Raw genomic sequence first — 16,605 nt, 5'->3', positions numbered from 1 at the left:
GTGTTGGTTCAATAAGCCTTCAGAGAACTAACGTCAGCACCTCGATGACATAACAACTTCATCAGGGTATAAAAAAACTTGCCATGCAATCAATGATGGTTTTTTTTAATAATCCCTCACTTTTTCAAGTGAATTTGCATAATAGGAAAGAGTATTACCAACACCTACCGTCATTATTCAACATTGGGTAAAACAAATACAACAATGCATAAATATGTACAAAGACATACATTAGAGTACATGATTCGGACAACAAATTCATTCAGACAGGTGATGCCGGTGGACTGGAGTTCGCAGTGACAGGGGACTGCCTGTCACTGGATCTGTCATATCCTACCTTCAGGCAAATGGCAGAAAATCTACATAAACCAGAGCTTATCCCGGTAACAGTAACTATCCCAATTCCTGAAGCCTCACCTGCAGTGCTATACCAGCACCTTCGGACAGAGAAGGGATTTCTTCTTGAATCAATGGAGGGAGTACCCCGCAGGGCTGTGCGATCAATCATCGGAACAGACATACAGGAACTCTTCATCCTGGATAAAACCAGCCATTATTCTGATCCTATCGGAGAGATTCGAAGATTCATGAGTGGGTATACATTTTCAGGAAAAGCTCCCGCGGGTTTTACAGGTGGCCTTGTAGGATACTGCTCGTACGATATGGTAACTGACCTGAACAAAGGATATCTGGATGCAGGGAAGGAGAAGAATTGTCCGGTCGGTAAGTTCATGCTCGCGAGGTCGGGAGTAGTCCTGGACCATCAAAAGAACACCTGCATGGTATTTTCAACTCCACTCATAAACCCAGGTGACAATTTCTCCGAGGTTTATCAAAAGGCAGTCATAGAAATCCAGACTCTTGTTGATAAGATTCAAAGCATTAGTGATGAAAGCCCTTCAGGTAGTTATCCTTCATCGCCTGTAGATGAGATTCCCCTCACCTCCCCCCTGGGAAAAGAAGAATTTGAGGCAGCAGTCAGGAAGACCCTTGAACATATCCGGGCCGGAGATATCTTCCAGGCTGTAGTTTCACGCCGGTTTCAGACACCTTATACCGGGGATCCATTCAGGCTCTACGAAGAGGTACGTCAGCTCAACCCATCACCCTATCTCTACTTCCTAGAATTTGGAGACGAGACGGTTATCGGATCCAGCCCGGAGATGCTGGTCAAGGCCGATGGAGAGGATATCTTCACAGTTCCCATTGCAGGAACACGGCCGAGAGGAAAGGATGCGGCCGAGGATGCAAGACTGGCAGAAGAGATGCTTGCCGATGAGAAGGAGAAAGCTGAGCACCTGATGCTTGTAGATCTGGCTAGGAACGATATCGGAAAAATCGCAGCATTCGGGTCGGTAAGAGTCAGTTCCTTTATGGAGGTTGAGAAGTTCTCTCATGTCCAGCATTTAACATCCCAGGTCGCTGGCAAACTCGCAGAAGGGTTAGACCGGTTTGATGCACTCGGTTCCTGTTTCCCGGCAGGGACGGTTTCAGGTGCACCAAAACTGCGGGCGATGCAGATCATTGCAGATCTTGAACCTCACCCACGTGGCCTTTATGCAGGAGCAGTTGGATACATCGGGTTTGACGACAGGCTTGAGTTTGCTATCGCGATACGGACAACCGTGGTACAGGACGGAATCGCCAGTTTCCAGACAGGAGCCGGGATCGTTGCAGACTCTGACCCGACCAAAGAGTACGAGGAGACAAAGCAAAAAGCTGGAGCCATGCTTGCAGCCCTCTCACGTGCAAATGCAGGAGAGGTTGAAATCAATAACCTGAAGAATGAGGGAGGCCTGGCATGAACGTTACTATCGTGGACTGCTTTGACAGTTTTACCTACAACCTTCACCAGCTTGTCGGAACACTAGGGGCAGATCCGGTTGCAATTACCTGTGACCAGGATATCGAAACGATCAAGAAAACAAATCCTGAACGGATAATCCTCTCACCGGGACCAGGAACCCCTGAAGAATCAGGAGTCTGTCGCAAGGTCATTGAACAATACGCAGGTGTAATACCAATCCTTGGCGTTTGCCTCGGGCACCAGACTATCATCCATACCTTTGGCGGAGAGATAGTTCGTCTCACAGAGCCAGTACATGGCAAAACGAGCCGTATTGCACACACGGGAACAGGAATCTTTGATGGGATCTCCCAATCATTCACTGCGACAAGATACCATTCCCTGACTGCTGATCGGGCAAGCCTTCCGGATGAGTTCAGGATAACCGCAACATCGGAAGGTGATAACTGTATCATGGCAGTCTCACACGAGAAATTTCCATTACATGGTGTCCAGTTCCACCCAGAGAGCATCATGACCCCGGCAGGACGTCAGATCATGGAGAACTTTCTGAAGACCGGAGGAATCTGATGATTCACCAGGCTATTGAGCAAGTGATTGCACGAAGAAACCTTCTTCCTGAAGAAGCATCAGCCGTAATGGACCAGATAGCAACCGGGAATGCAACCGGTGCACAGATCGGATCCTTTCTTACTGCCCTCAGGATGAAAGGAGTTACAGCAGTAGAGATTGCCTCGTTTGCAAGAGTAATGCAAAACTGTGCAATTCCGGTGCATCCTCATGTATCAGGGATGATGGTTGATACCTGCGGTACCGGGGGAGATTCTGCCACCGGAGGAACATTCAACATCAGCACAGCTGCAGGAATCGTGGCTGCAGCTGCAGGTGTCCTGATTGTAAAGCACGGAAACCGAAGTGTATCTAGTAGATGCGGATCAGCGGATGTTCTTGAGGCACTCGGAGTAACGATTGAACAGACTCCCGAATCTGCTGCAAGGAGCGTTGAAGAGGCAGGAATCGGTTTTTTCTTTGCCCCACAGTATCACCCGGCAATGCGACATGTAGCTCCGGTGCGAAAGGAACTTGGGATTTACACCGTCTTTAACATCTTGGGTCCGCTTCTAAATCCGGCCAAAGCTCAGGCCCGTCTCATCGGGGTTTATGATCCTGAACTGGTCATGGTAGTTGCTGACGCTCTCCGAAATCTCGGGGTAGAACGAGCAATGGTGGTTCACGGAGATGGACTTGACGAGATCACGATCACAGGGTCAACATTCATAGTTGAACTAAACAACGGAATGCTTAAGCCAAGAACAATCACACCAGAAGAATTCGGAATAAGACGATCAGGGATTGAAACAATCAGGGGTGGCGAGCCAGAAGAGAATGCTGCTATCATTAGATCAGTCCTTAGTGGAACACCAGGACCTGCTCAGGATATTGTTGCCCTCAATGCCGGTGCTGCCATTTATGTCGGTGGAAAGGCTTCGGATTTCAGCAATGGAGTGAAAATGGCGTATGAGGTCATTAACTCGGGAGCAGCAGCCCGAAAACTGGAAGAGATGATTCAGGTATCAGGAAGGGCAGCATGATTCTGGATCAAATCGTCCATGCTTCAACCATCAGGGCTGAAGCCCTTCCATCCGGGTACAATACCGGATTCGCAGATTCCAGAGGAGTGACTCAGATAGGAAGAGAAAGATACAGCCTCCTGAAGGCAATAACAGGATCTGGCGATAAAAATGCAATCATCGCTGAGATGAAGCCAGCAAGCCCATCAAGGGGGCACCTTCGGGCAATTACAGATCCTGTTGCTGTTTCACAGGATCTCATCGGGGGCGGATGTTGTGCACTATCAGTAATAACTGAGCCGGCATTCTTTCATGGATCCATTGCGACCATTCCGGCCATCAGGAATCAAACAAAGATTCCCATCCTTCGTAAGGACTTCATCGTTGACAAGAAACAGATCGAAGAGACGATAAATGCTAGAGCAGATGCAATACTTTTGATAACGGCTGTGCTTGGTGATCAGCTTGGCGAGTTCGTGGATGCTGCCAGAAAGGCAGGGCTCGAACCACTCGTCGAGGTTCATGACAGGCAGGAGGTCAGAACTGCTCTTGATACAGGAGCCGACCTCATCGGAATAAATAATAGAAATCTGAAGACCCTCAAAACAGATCTCTCTACCACAATTCGTCTTGCACCTATGATAAAGCGGGCTGACAGAACAGTGATTGCAGAGAGCGGGGTCACCTGGCCCTGTGATATCAGGACTCTCCGATCATATGCAAACGGATACCTGATCGGCTCAAGTATTATGGCAGCAGAAAATCCACGAAGAAGGTTGGAGGGATTCGTATACGCATAAAAATCTGCGGGATCACAAGACCAGAGGATGCCCGGACAGCTGATCAGGCTGGTGCTGATGCAATCGGAGTAGTCCTCTTCTCTGATTCACTCCGCTCAGTGGAGCCTAAACGGGCAGCAGAGATATTCAGGGCAGCTGGTCCGTACATGGGACGGGTCTGTGTCTCACACACCAATTCACGTTCTGAACTAGATGAGATAATAGAACTCTGCCCTACTGGAATCCAGATATCATTTCCTCATCAATTACCTTCTGATCGTACCATTCAGGTCATCAGAGTAGTTGAACCAGGGATGGATCTTCCAACATCTATTGATACAGATGCCCTTATCGTTGATGCAAGCCAGGGGAAAGGGAAGTCATATGACCCAGGCTTTGCCCGGAGTGTCATAAATCAGACGACGCTTCCAGTCATCCTTGCAGGTGGACTCAGACCGGATAATGTTTCAGAGGCTGTGAGGACAGTGCATCCATACGCTGTTGATGTTGCATCCGGGGTGGAAATATCCCCAGGAATCAAGGATCCGCAAAAAATCAGATCATTTGTGCAGAACGCACGGTTACAATCATGAAGTTACAAACACGATTCGGTGAATACGGGGGATGTTATGTCCCTGAAACGCTGATTGCAGCACTCGAGGAACTTGAAAATGCATACCTGAATATCCTTCCATCTGTTGAGTTTCAAAGTGAACTCAAACAATATCTAACTGAATTCGCAGGCAGGGAGACACCACTTACTTTCTGTAAAAACATGTCAGCAGACCTCGGATGCCGGGTTTATTTAAAGCGGGAAGATCTGCTCCATTCAGGTGCCCATAAACTAAACAATGGAATCGGACAGGCCCTCCTGGCAAAATTCATGGGCAAAAAGCGCCTTATCGCCGAGACCGGAGCCGGACAACATGGTGTTGCAACCGCAATTGCCGGGGCTGCTCTTGGTATGAGCGTCGAAATCTATATGGGTGAAGTGGATATTGTCAGACAGGCACTGAATGTTGCCAGAATGAAGATGATGGGTGCAAAGGTCACTCCGGTCAAGTCAGGGACAAAAACACTCAAAGATGCTATCAATGAGGCTTTTAGAGACTGGGTGGCAACAGTCGGAGATACTCATTACCTGATCGGAACAGCAGTCGGTCCTCACCCATTCCCCTTGGTGGTCAGGGATCTCCAGTCCGTTATCGGAATCGAGACCAGAAAGCAGATAGTTGAAAAGGAAGGACGGATGCCAACAGCCATTATCGCCTGTATCGGTGGAGGTTCAAATGCAATAGGAATGTTTCATCCCTTCGTCGGCGATCAGGTCACCCTGATTGGTGTTGAAGCTGGAGGAGAGGGACTTGACAAAAGGCATGGAGCCACTCTCTGTGGTGGGTCACCCGGGGTTCTGCATGGAAACTTTTCGTACATCCTGCAGGATTCATACGGACAGATCCAGGAGTCACATTCAGTCTCAGCCGGGCTTGATTACCCCGGAGTCGGGCCTGAACATTCAATGCACAAAGATTCTGGAAGAGTGACATATACATCAGTAACCGATGATGAGGCACTCGATGCATTCCTGTACCTCTCACGGACAGAAGGAATTATTCCCGCACTCGAATCCTCCCATGCAGTTGCATATGCCAGAAAGATCGGACCGACACTCAAAGAAGATGACATCCTCATAGTCAACCTCTCCGGACGTGGTGACAAAGATGTCGCTCAGGTTATCGAACAGATGGAGATGAGAGGGGTTGCATTATGAAAACCGGTAAAGAGCAGATTGAAGCGGTATTTACAGCAAATAAAAAACCGCTTCTGGTTGCATTCACAGTCGCCGGAGACCCAGACTATGAAACCAGCCTTAAGATTATCAAGGAGATGGCTGCATCAGATGCCGATATCATCGAACTCGGACTACCGTTTTCCGATCCGGTTGCAGACGGACCTGTAATCCAGTGTGCTGACATCAGGGCAATGGATGCTGGAATGAACACAGACCGGCTGTTTGACCTGGTCAGGGATTTCAGGGCAGAAAATGAGACTCCGGTGGTGATTCTGACCTACGCAAACCTCCTCGTACGTAGGGGAATCACCCGATTTTATGCTGATGCTGCAGCGGCAGGGGTCAACGGAGTCGTAATCGCAGATGTTCCGTTTGAGGAATCGGGTCCATTCACCAGGGCAGCAGAAGACAGTGGAATTGCCCCAATCATGATGGTAAGCCCGACTACCACGGATGAGCGGCTTGCCGGGATTGTGTCAAAGGCAGCCGGATTCATCTACCTCGTCGCCGTGATGGGAGTGACTGGGGCCAGGACTGGTGTAGAACATTCAGCAGTCGATCTGCTCAACAGGGTAAAAGCAAAGACCGCTGTCCCGATCGCACCAGGCTTTGGGATATCCACCCCGGGGCAGGTTCAGGAGTGGGCAAAACAGGGAGCTGATGCGGTAATCGTTGGATCTGCAATAGTGCGAAGGATTGAAGAGCATATCGGAGATCCTGATGCCATTGTCACCGCGGTTGGAGAATATATCAGAACTCTGAAGCAGGCATAATCAGACAATCATTGCTCTATAGAAACTGGCGCTGGAAGACAGACAAAAAAAATTGCTCCTTTTCCTTTTCCTTCACTTTCGACCCATACCAAACCGTTGTATAACCTAACTAGTCTGCGAACAATAGCAAGACCGAGACCTGATGAACTCCGGTCATGACGTGAAGAGTCGGCCATATAGAACTCATCAAATACATGGTTTTTTTCTTCTTCTGACAGACCTATCCCATCATCACCCACCAGAACACAGGCCTTATCCCCATCCCGGTATGACCTAATCCAGACAGAGCCACCAATTGCTGAGTACTTTACAGCATTTCCAATGAGATTGTCAAATACTGTGCCTGCATCTGAAGGAGAGAAGAAAAGAGAAAGATATTCGGGAATTTCCACAGATATATCGAGTTCCTTTTTCTGAATATAGATTCGGTGTTTCTGAAGAGATTCCAAAATAATTGGTCGTATCAGAACAGGCTCAGGCTTTACCTCAATATCTTCTCTGCTGAGCCGTGCTATCGTCAGGATCTTCTCGGTCTGCTCTTGTATGGAATAGACAGATCTGAGCAAAACCGCCAATGCCTCTTTAGTAGTCGGGTTTTCTTCCTCCTCGATAAGTGCAGGAAGAAGCGCACGAAGCGGGGTGAGCGGGGTTTTCAGGTCGTGACCCAGCTGAGTGATGAAATCATCCTTCTGCTTCATCAACTTTAAAACCTGTTCTGTCCGCTCTTTCACCCGCCGGTCCAGATCCTGGTTTATCTCAATCATCTGATTGGCAAGATAATCCAGTTCTTTATTTTTGTCAGCCATCTCGGCTGCATACCGCTTGAGTTGTTCTTCTGCCCTTTTCCGCCCGGTGATGTCCCTGGCTACTATGAGTGCTGCAGGACTGCCTTGAAATAAAATGGGTGCAGATGAGACCTCAACTGTGACCTTGGAATGATCAATTCTGAAAAATTCTTCTTCAGCATTGAGTGGAAAGTTAGCCTGATTTTCTGGCTCCTGAATGAGAGAGCGGAATTTTTCAAGAAGGTCCTGGTGAATGAACTCAGACATATTCATGCCCGCTGTATTCAGTGATTGCCCAATTCCAAGTAGTCTTGTACCGGCAGGGTTGATGAATAAAACATCTTTCCCATCATGGACAAAGATCGCATCTGGTGAGAGATCAACAAGACGTCTATAACGGTCCTGGCTTTCGCGAAGGGCATTTTCAGCGATTGTACGATCTTCTATCTCTGAACGCAAAACTGAATTTACCCGGGTTAACTCTGCAGTCCGTTCATTAACCCGGCGTTCAAGTTCCTCACGTGACCTGACCAGTTCTTCTTCAGTCAGTTTCCACTCTGTGATATCCCTGATACTCTCTATGGCACCAACAATTTCCCCTTGTGAATCCCGCAGTGGAGAAGATGCACCCCAGAGATACCTGGTATTACCGTCAAGGGTAACCATACTGGCTTCGCCCACAACCGTCTCCCCATTCCGGGAGATAGAGGAGTAATTTTTTTCGGCCTCCTCATCATTTTTAAGTGCAAGATCTATGAGAATAGGCCTTGGAGTTCCATAGAAGGGTATGGCATAGGTATAATCCCCTTTTCCAAGAATATCTCCAGCCGGATAACCGGTAAACTGTTCCATCGCACGGTTCCAGGCAATAACCGTACCTTGACGATCAATGACAAAAGTTGCATCAGGCAGAAAATCTATGACATTAGCAAGTCGCCGTTCAGACTCGCGTATTTCCTTTTCAGAGCGTTTTTGTTCAGAAATATCAAGCACAATACCTCTGAACCCAACAACATCTCCCTCTTTGATTATCGGAGACGAATAAATGAGCACAGGGATGATACTTCTGTCCTGCTTGTAGACATAGTACTCATGAGGGGCAGAAGTGCCTGAAAGGGGAATCTTTGCCATGTTCTCAAATGCCCGGGGTCGATCTTCCGGGACGATAAGATCAACAACGTTGAAACCCGGGGGCAACGGACCTTCAGGATAATCGAAGGTCAGAAAGCCCTGGCGATTCACATAGGTGATGAAACCTTTCAAATCGCATTCATACACAATCAGGGGAAGCAGGTCTGTAAGTTCCCGGTACCGTTGTTCACTCTCCCTGATCTTCTTCTGATTAACTTCCAGTTCTCTCAGATATACACAACGTTCCTCTTCGGTAGCAAGCAGTTCCTCATATGCAGCGCTCAACTCGGAGTTTTTTCGTGAAAGTTCCTCCTCTCTCTCTCGCAGAGCCAGTTCAGCCCTCCAATTTCCAACTGCAGCCTTTATTTTGTGGACCAGTTCAGCAAAGAGTGTCTGTGGATCCCCACTTTTCTGAAGATAAAACGTGGCACCGTTGTTTATGGCATCCATAACAACCTCTTCCCGTCCCTTCCCGGTGAAGAGAATGAAAGGCAGTGTGGAGGATACTCTGACCTTCTGGAGGAGTTGAATGCCATTCATCCCAGGCATTTGGTAATCAGAAACAATGACATCACATGCTCCCCGGGAGACCTCATCGAGCACTTCAGGACCGCTTGTAGCGGTGATGACATGAAATGAACTTGTAGATTCAAGAAAAATTTTGAAAAAGCGGATGAATTCAGGGTCATCATCCACGTATAGTACAGTGATGGGCTTGGAGGGAGAGGAGGTTTCAATACCTTTTTCTACCACGTGCAGGTGAGGACACTCCCTTTCATCTCCCTCATCAGACATATTCAGACCCCTTTATACAGAGTGAGTGATTGAACAACAGATGATATGAAGTACACTATTGATTCAGGCATATCAGACAATCAGAACACAAAACAGGAGTGGAACTCTTTAGATTGCAGATTTAATACAGGGAAACCGGTTTTTTCCTAACTGATATGCTCTGTCCATTACTGAACCATTCATTTCGACGTCCCTGGGGGCGTCAAGACCAACAACAATTATCGGTTCAAACACCGGAATCTGGAGAAATGACATTGCAAAGTTGAATGTGTCTACAATCACGGTGAAGGCAGCCACGTTGTCATCACCCTGTGTAAGAAGGACTGCAGCCTTTTTCCCAAGAGTTAGTCGTGGTTGGTATTCAGCATCAATAAGGGCGTAAAACCGATCAACAAACTGTTTCATCTGACAGGTCATCTGTGCAAAGTAAAAAGGAATTCCAAATATGAGTACATCATCTTCACGGATATTTGCATACGGCGATTGCATATCATCATCAATCTTGCAGGTCTTGTGTGACTTACAATAGATTACATCCATTGCATCCGTTGATATCAGTGATGGAACGTGAACAAGTTCAACACTGGCTCCTGAGTCTTTTGCCCCTCCAAGAGCCTGTGAAACAAGAGTTGTCGTATTCCTGCAACAAGACGTGGACTTCCGACAAATACAATTACCTTCATACCCAGACCTCATCCGCGTGTTACCAATAATCTTTTGTTACCAGAGTACCGGAGATTCCAACCAATAAGAAGGCTGAAATGATTAGCCTGCCTCAATTACATATGGATGCTAGATTCCCGGTTTTTCTGTGTCTATTGATTCTTTTCTTTATCCCCGGAACTATACTTGCAGAAGATCCCGCAGCAGCTTCATCAAATATATCCTCAACTACAGCAACCAGTGCACAAGAGGCACTGATGAACCTCGCTCTTGATGCCAAAGCATATGCTCTGGAAAACGGAAGGGCAACTGCTCTTTCTGCGTTTTCAGATAAAGCAACTTTTATCAGAAACGGGATGTATATATCGGCGTATAACCAGAGCGGCGTTCTCCTCGCTGATCCCTACCGGGCAGACAAGATAGGAACCTCATTCATTACTGAGGAACATGACACTGGCATTGTCAGGCAACTAAAAGATCTCGCTCAGTCTGGAGGGGGAATCCTTACTCCCGAAATGACTGACACCAAAGGGCTCACGTATTATGCTACTGACATTGACGGTGGCTGGTGGATTGTGGCAACATCAGGAAATTCATAGATACATCTTTTTTTGCCGATCTTCAAATCAGAACCCTGAACCTGTACGATTATTGTGGAATAAGGGCTAATACACTCACATATATGATCCTGATCCGGAGACAGACAATCGGAGAGGCACACGAGGATGTTGTCAGAACGATAGCAGAACGATGCCAGGGAGAAACCCGGATGACCGAGGACGGAGAGGTTACCTATGATCCCGAGGAGCCAGTCTGCATTCACATCGAATCACCGTTTAGTACTCCAATGAAATCAAGTGCATCTCTCTTCGGGGATCGGTTTTCAGAGCAATACCAGAGTTCTTTGTATACCATTACCCACAGGAAAAACGACGGAACAGACGCGACCTATACGTATGGAAACAGGCTCAGGGATTACCCGGTCGCATCACTGGCACTGAAGAAAACAGAACGTTCATTCCTGGGAAAGATACTTGACGGCCTCATGGAGAAATGCGGATACGTGCCTGCCGGATCTACAGGAGAGATAGAATACACTGGTGACGGAAACCTCGGCGGAATCGATCAAATTCAGACCAGCATTATTAATCGTCTCATTGAAAATCCGAGCAGCCGCCGGGCTGTTGCAATCACCTGGTCTCCGGTGATGGACATCACCCGTGATGAACCACCCTGTCTGCAACTCGTCCAGTGCCAGATAGACAAAACAAATCATCTCAACCTGATCTGTCTCTTCAGGAGCAACGACATGCTTTCTGCGTGGGGCCAGAATGCATTCGGGCTGGCCCATATGCAGAAGTTCATCCTTGAACAGATCAACCAGGCCAGAGAAAAGAAAAAACTCCCCCTCCTTACACAGGGATGGCTGGAGACGATAAGTGTCTCTGCTCATATGTATATCACCCGCGATCAGCTCGAATTGATGAAATTCTTCCAGAAAGAGCAGGCAAAAGAGTCATTCAAATCTTTTCACAAGACCTGATTAAATCCCTGCACCACCTTAAAAACATCCTTTTCTACTACATCAACCTCATAAGGGGAACAGGAGACTATGAGATGGATGAAACCTCTTGACCTTCTCCTCTCTGACTGTGTGGCAGGATACCGTCTTACTCCTGAAGAAGCATCAATGCTCCTCAAGGTAAAGGGGAGTGAGGTCTTTCAGGTTGCCAGGGCAGCTGATGAAAAACGTAAACTGGTAGCAGGCGAACCCATAACTTTTGTCAGAAACCAGAACATCAACTGCACAAACATCTGTTCCAACCAGTGCGGGTTTTGCGGATTTTCAAGGCAGGACGGTGAGAACGGTGCCTACCTGTTATCAGCAGAGGAACTGTCTGCCCAGGCACACCTTGCAGCAGAAAGACATGTCACCGAAATTTGTACTGTCAGCGGGCTTCATCCGGCATTTATGCTCGATTCTTATTTGGATAATTATAGGATAATCAAGGCCGCAGCACCACACATTCATCTCCATGCCAGCAACCCGATGGAGGTTGCATATGCTGCACGAAAGAGTATGTGTTCCACATGCGAGGTTCTGACTGTATTTAAAGAGGCAGGTGTTGAAACGATCTGCGGAACGGCTGCAGAGATCTTGTGTGATCCCATCAGGGCCATTATCTGTCCCGGAAAAATCTCCACGAGTGAATGGATCCAGATCATTAGGGAGGCTCACAGTCTCGGGATGCAATCCACAGCCACCATTATGTACGGCCACTGCGAGAGCGAAGAGGACCGGGCACAGCACCTCTCAATCCTCAGAACCATACAGGATGACACGCATGGGTTCACCGAGTTTGTCCCTCTCTCATTTGTTCACCAGAAGACCGCGATTTATAAAAATGGAACTGCGCGACCTGGCGCTACCGGGAGAGAAGATATGCTGATGCTTGCAGTCTCACGGTTGTTCCTTGATAATTTTCGAAACATTCAGGTATCGTGGGTAAAATACGGGATGAAGATGGCACAGATCGGGCTCATGACAGGAGCAAATGATCTCGGAGGAACACTCTATGAAGAGAGTATATCACGTGAAGCAGGAGCTGTTACAGGCTCATACATGGATCCCTCAGAGATGGAATACATAACAACAGATCTCGGCAGAACTCTGAAGGAACGCCGAACCGACTATACCCTAGTATAACTTCCACCATGACCGCCCCAACAGATCCAAAAACTCCGGATTATGCTGCCATGCTCCGCTCGATCGAGGAGAAGACCGGGCCAATATCTGACGCAATCAAAGCTTTGCTTATCACCGATGGGTCAGTCACAAGACTTCTCGAATGCTACAACGAAGCACCGATCTCAATACGCACGGTGACACAACAGGTGATTTCTGCTAGTGAGGATATCGCCGAGGAAATGCAGATCAGAACGGGAGATCCGGTAAACTATCGCGTCGTTGAGATCTGCGATCAGAGTATGGACATCCCGCTTGTCCATGCAGTCTCGTACTGCCCGGTAAACCGGCTCCCTGAGCACGCCAGAGCGAGTCTGATGAAGGCCGATATTCCAATCGGGCATATCCTCCGCGACGAAAAGATAGAATCCCGCAGGGAGATAACCAGCATCAGGACCTTTTCAGGTTCAGATGCTCCACCTTCACTTCCGGTATCAGTGGCATCAGGCAGAGTGTTTGCACGGCGATACCGGATCATTCATCAGAACCAGCCTCTCTTCAGGATTGATGAGTTCGTACCTGATCACCTCTTTTCTGGAACGAAGAGAGTAACGATTCGAACTCCGTCACGACTCCACCTCTGTCTTATCGATATGAACGGATCCCTTGGTAGGGTGGACGGCGGTGTTGGCATCACCCTTGACAGGCCAGGGTATGTGATTACTGCAGAACCTGCTCTTGAGACCAGGATCATCACAGATGATGAGGAACTGAAAACAAGAACGCTCGGCATTGTGAATACTCTTGCTGAAGAGCAAGGGTATGATCCTGATGTTGCTATCAGAATCAGTGAGGTCATACCTTCCCATAGCGGCCTAGGAAGCGGGACCCAACTTGCTCTTTCGGTTGCAACAGCCATGGCCCTGATATCAGGAAAGAAAGTCGATGACACAGCAAGGATCACCGGAAGGGGTGGAACTTCAGGAATCGGGGTCAGAGCGTTTGCCGATGGAGGGGTGATTGTAGACGGAGGACACCGGTTTGGTCCGGGAAAAGAGAAAGAGTCCTTCCTCCCGTCATCAGCATCAAAAGGTGTACGCAAGGCACCAATTATTGGCAGATACGAATTCCCGAGAGACTGGAGGATCATCCTCTGTCTTCCTGAAGCAAAGCCAGGTGCAAGCGGTCATACAGAAAAAGAGATCTTCAGAAAGTCCTGCCCGGTTCCGCTTCCCGAGGTTGAGAAGATATCACACCTGGTGCTGATGCAGATGATTCCTGCCCTTATCGAAGAAGATCTTGACCAGTTTGGCAGGTCAATAACCGCGCTCAGAAGTTATGGGTTCAAACGTGACGAACTCGCCCTCCAGACCCCGGCACTTCACAATATGCTTGACTATATGACTTCATGCGGAGCGGCCGGAGCTGGAATGAGTTCGTTTGGGCCGGCTCTGTATGCAATAACCGATACAAATAGTACCGATCTCGCAGCCGATGTCCAGTCCTACCTGGATAACCAATGCGGCGGAGAGGTCAGAGTTGTCAGGGGAAAGAATACTGGGGCGTCGATCCGGTGCACCAGTTAAGGTCAGTTTCAATTGGTGCACTGGGTAACCATCCTGACCCCTCCCTGGTTCCTGGCTGCAGAACATAATCTCTTTTATTGTTCAAGATAACAGATATCGTATGCAGCTCACCGAGTTCAGGGTCCAGAACTATAAGATTATTAACGATACCGGCTGGATCCCGGTCGAGAATCTCACCATCTTTGTGGGGAAGAATGAGTCAGGAAAATCAGCCATTTTTCGGGCACTCTCAAAACTAAACCCTTCTGATGGTGAAGGATATGACGGATTGAAAGAATTTCCCCGCCAGCGGTATGCAGAAGAGATAACAAAGACCGACTGGCCTGCTGCCTCAGGCCGGTTCAGTCTCTCTCCCCGTGAGCAGGAAGAGATAAGAGCTCTATCAGATCTCTGCAATGACGTGCATGGGGTAGAAGTAACCAGGCATTATACCGGAAAATACAGTATTACTTATTGCCCAGATATTGGTGTCGAACTAGTCACTGCAAAAGATCTTACGTATGTCATTGATGTGGCCATAGAGCAGTTTCGAAACCTTATAGCACCTGAAGGCAGGGGAGAAGTCCTCGGAAGGATCAAAGGTGAACTGCTCTCTATCCTGGAAGAACAAAAAGATGTAGCATCAAACGCCGGGCAGGTACAGAAACGGCATATCACTGATCTTATCAATATGATCAAGACCAGGGGAAATGAGCAGTGGCAACTTGAACTGATAAACCCAATTTGTGAGCCGATATACAGTCTTGTCAGGCAGATAGAAGTATACGAAAGCCTGATGGCTGCAAACCGGTACATTATCGACCATCTCCCCAAATTCGTATACTTTGATCAATACAGCGTCATCGAGAGTGCAATCCATATCCCCACTTTTATTGCAACCCTGAAAAGTCACCCAGACAGTCCCAGTCTGCGGGCAACAAACTGTCTCTTCAGGCATGTCAACCTGGACCTTGACATCCTTGACAAACTCGGAACCCACAAGAATGCTACTGATGAAAACCCTATCATCCGCAGACAGGTGGATGAACGGTCAATTCTACTCTCGACCGCATCCAACCAGATGAGCAGGAGATTTGAAAACTGGTGGGACCAGCGTCGTATCAGGTTCAGGTATGATATCGACGGGGATTACTTCAGGGTATGGGTATCTGATGAACTAGACTCCTCAGAGATAGAACTGGAGCAGCGGAGTGCCGGTCTTCAATACTTCTTCTCATTTTACCTAATCTTCCTTGTCGAATCAGGAGATGTATTTCAGGACAGCATTCTCCTCCTGGATGAACCTGGTCTGCAGCTTCATCCAACAGCTCAGCAACATTCGGTGAAATTCTTTGAGAGACTTTCACAAGAGAACCAGATCATGTACTCAACTCATTCACCGTTTATGATCGATCTGGATCACCTCGAAAGAATCAGAACAGTACATGAGAGTGAGGATGGCACAACCAGAGTATCTGCCACTGAATGGCCGACTGATCATGAATCTCTCTTCCCACTAGAAGCTGCACTGGCATACCGGATTGCATCACGCACGTATGTTGGAGGCAGGCAACTTCTGGTGGAGGATATTGTGGATCTCTGGCTGCTTCAGGCGATGAATTACGCTGTAGAAAAGATTGGAAAACCGGGACTTGAACCTGGCATTACTATCACACCGGCCGGTGGTGCTGCAAACTTAATCCCGCTTGCAAGCCTCATCCGGTCCCACAAAAACCCGGTTTCAGTACTCCTTTCAGGGCAGCATATCCCTGCAGATGCTCTAACAAGATTATCAGGAATGAATACTGAACGGGAAAAGTTCCTTCTGTTGTATAGTCAGATTACAGGGACACCCGGCTCCACAATTGAGGATGTTTTCAACCATGACTACTACACCCGATGTGTCAAGGATGTGTATCCGAACATGGTAGTCACATCCGGATCCGGGGAGAATTCAGGAGAGAGAGATGGCAACCTGGGAATTTTGCATGCAGTGAGTGAAACTATCGACCGAAGACAGGGAGAAAAGTTTGAACGATGGAAGGTGGCTGAGATCCTGTCAGACAGGATATGCGAAGCGCCGGGTATGGTTGATGATGAGACTGTGCAGCGGTTTGTGCGATTGTTTGAAGAGATCAACAAAGCAACAAAGGCTGAATAATTTCGGGGATATTCGGGGTTAAATTCCAGATTACACAAGAAATACCAGCATAAAGATAACATACCTTTTTTACTGAATGAAGACACCACATGAAAGT

At 47.9% G+C, this 16,605-nt stretch carries 14 protein-coding genes; 12 read left to right on the top strand and 2 right to left on the bottom strand.

Annotated elements, in window-relative coordinates:
* Positions 1-347 precede the first annotated feature (347 nt).
* The 7 genes from VN429_RS06925 to trpA are packed head-to-tail and all read left to right on the top strand — an operon-like array spanning position 348 to position 6,722.
* Positions 348-1,805: an anthranilate synthase component I family protein gene (locus tag VN429_RS06925; RefSeq protein ID WP_325631337.1), complete on the top strand. Its 1,458-nt coding sequence runs from the start codon at positions 348-350 to the stop codon at positions 1,803-1,805.
* Entirely contained in the window at positions 1,802-2,377 is a 576-nt protein-coding gene (locus VN429_RS06920) for an anthranilate synthase component II (protein WP_325631334.1), read from the top strand. Before VN429_RS06925 ends, VN429_RS06920 begins: the two co-directional genes overlap by 4 nt.
* Complete coding sequence (trpD, locus tag VN429_RS06915; RefSeq protein WP_325631332.1) at positions 2,377-3,399, top strand: anthranilate phosphoribosyltransferase; 1,023 nt, start codon at positions 2,377-2,379, stop codon at positions 3,397-3,399. The genes VN429_RS06920 and trpD overlap by 1 nt, the downstream gene beginning before the upstream one ends.
* Positions 3,396-4,178, top strand: a complete 783-nt coding sequence (locus VN429_RS06910) for an indole-3-glycerol-phosphate synthase (protein WP_325631330.1) — start codon at positions 3,396-3,398, stop codon at positions 4,176-4,178. The genes trpD and VN429_RS06910 overlap by 4 nt, the downstream gene beginning before the upstream one ends.
* On the top strand, positions 4,163-4,750 hold the full coding sequence (locus tag VN429_RS06905; protein ID WP_325631340.1) for a phosphoribosylanthranilate isomerase: 588 nt from the start codon (positions 4,163-4,165) through the stop codon (positions 4,748-4,750). Before VN429_RS06910 ends, VN429_RS06905 begins: the two co-directional genes overlap by 16 nt.
* Positions 4,747-5,928 (top strand): tryptophan synthase subunit beta, encoded by a 1,182-nt coding sequence (trpB, locus tag VN429_RS06900; RefSeq protein ID WP_325631328.1) that lies wholly within the window; start codon positions 4,747-4,749, stop codon positions 5,926-5,928. Before VN429_RS06905 ends, trpB begins: the two co-directional genes overlap by 4 nt.
* A complete protein-coding gene (gene trpA / locus VN429_RS06895; RefSeq protein WP_325631326.1) occupies positions 5,925-6,722 on the top strand; it encodes a tryptophan synthase subunit alpha in 798 nt (265 codons plus the stop codon). The genes trpB and trpA overlap by 4 nt, the downstream gene beginning before the upstream one ends.
* Positions 6,723-6,730: 8 nt before the next feature.
* Here trpA and VN429_RS06890 read toward each other — a convergent pair whose 3' ends face one another.
* Both VN429_RS06890 and VN429_RS06885 read right to left on the bottom strand, forming a co-directional pair.
* A complete protein-coding gene (locus tag VN429_RS06890; protein WP_325631324.1) occupies positions 6,731-9,433 on the bottom strand; it encodes a PAS domain S-box protein in 2,703 nt (900 codons plus the stop codon).
* A 108-nt stretch (positions 9,434-9,541) separates the two neighbouring features.
* Entirely contained in the window at positions 9,542-10,129 is a 588-nt protein-coding gene (locus tag VN429_RS06885; protein WP_325631322.1) for a flavodoxin family protein, read from the bottom strand.
* Between the two features lie 122 nt (positions 10,130-10,251).
* Between VN429_RS06885 and VN429_RS06880 the strand changes: the two genes are divergently transcribed.
* The 5 genes from VN429_RS06880 to VN429_RS06860 all read left to right on the top strand — a co-directional run bounded on the left by VN429_RS06880 (position 10,252) and on the right by VN429_RS06860 (position 16,508).
* A complete protein-coding gene (locus tag VN429_RS06880; protein ID WP_325631320.1) occupies positions 10,252-10,695 on the top strand; it encodes a hypothetical protein in 444 nt (147 codons plus the stop codon).
* Positions 10,665-11,639 carry a thymidylate synthase gene (locus VN429_RS06875; RefSeq protein ID WP_325631318.1) on the top strand — a complete coding sequence of 325 codons (975 nt, stop codon included), beginning with the start codon at positions 10,665-10,667 and terminating at the stop codon, positions 11,637-11,639. The genes VN429_RS06880 and VN429_RS06875 overlap by 31 nt, the downstream gene beginning before the upstream one ends.
* Positions 11,640-11,717: 78 nt before the next feature.
* Positions 11,718-12,803 (top strand): 5-amino-6-(D-ribitylamino)uracil--L-tyrosine 4-hydroxyphenyl transferase CofH, encoded by a 1,086-nt coding sequence (cofH, locus tag VN429_RS06870; protein ID WP_414675293.1) that lies wholly within the window; start codon positions 11,718-11,720, stop codon positions 12,801-12,803.
* A gap of 8 nt (positions 12,804-12,811) precedes the next feature.
* Positions 12,812-14,368: a beta-ribofuranosylaminobenzene 5'-phosphate synthase gene (locus VN429_RS06865; RefSeq protein WP_325631314.1), complete on the top strand. Its 1,557-nt coding sequence runs from the start codon at positions 12,812-12,814 to the stop codon at positions 14,366-14,368.
* Between the two features lie 100 nt (positions 14,369-14,468).
* Positions 14,469-16,508 (top strand): AAA family ATPase, encoded by a 2,040-nt coding sequence (locus VN429_RS06860; RefSeq protein ID WP_325631311.1) that lies wholly within the window; start codon positions 14,469-14,471, stop codon positions 16,506-16,508.
* The last annotated feature ends 97 nt before the right edge of the window (positions 16,509-16,605 follow it).

This window comes from Methanospirillum sp. (assembly GCF_035560735.1).
Classification (GTDB): Archaea; Halobacteriota; Methanomicrobia; order Methanomicrobiales; family Methanospirillaceae; genus Methanospirillum.
This window is presented reverse-complemented; position numbering and strand designations above follow the sequence as displayed.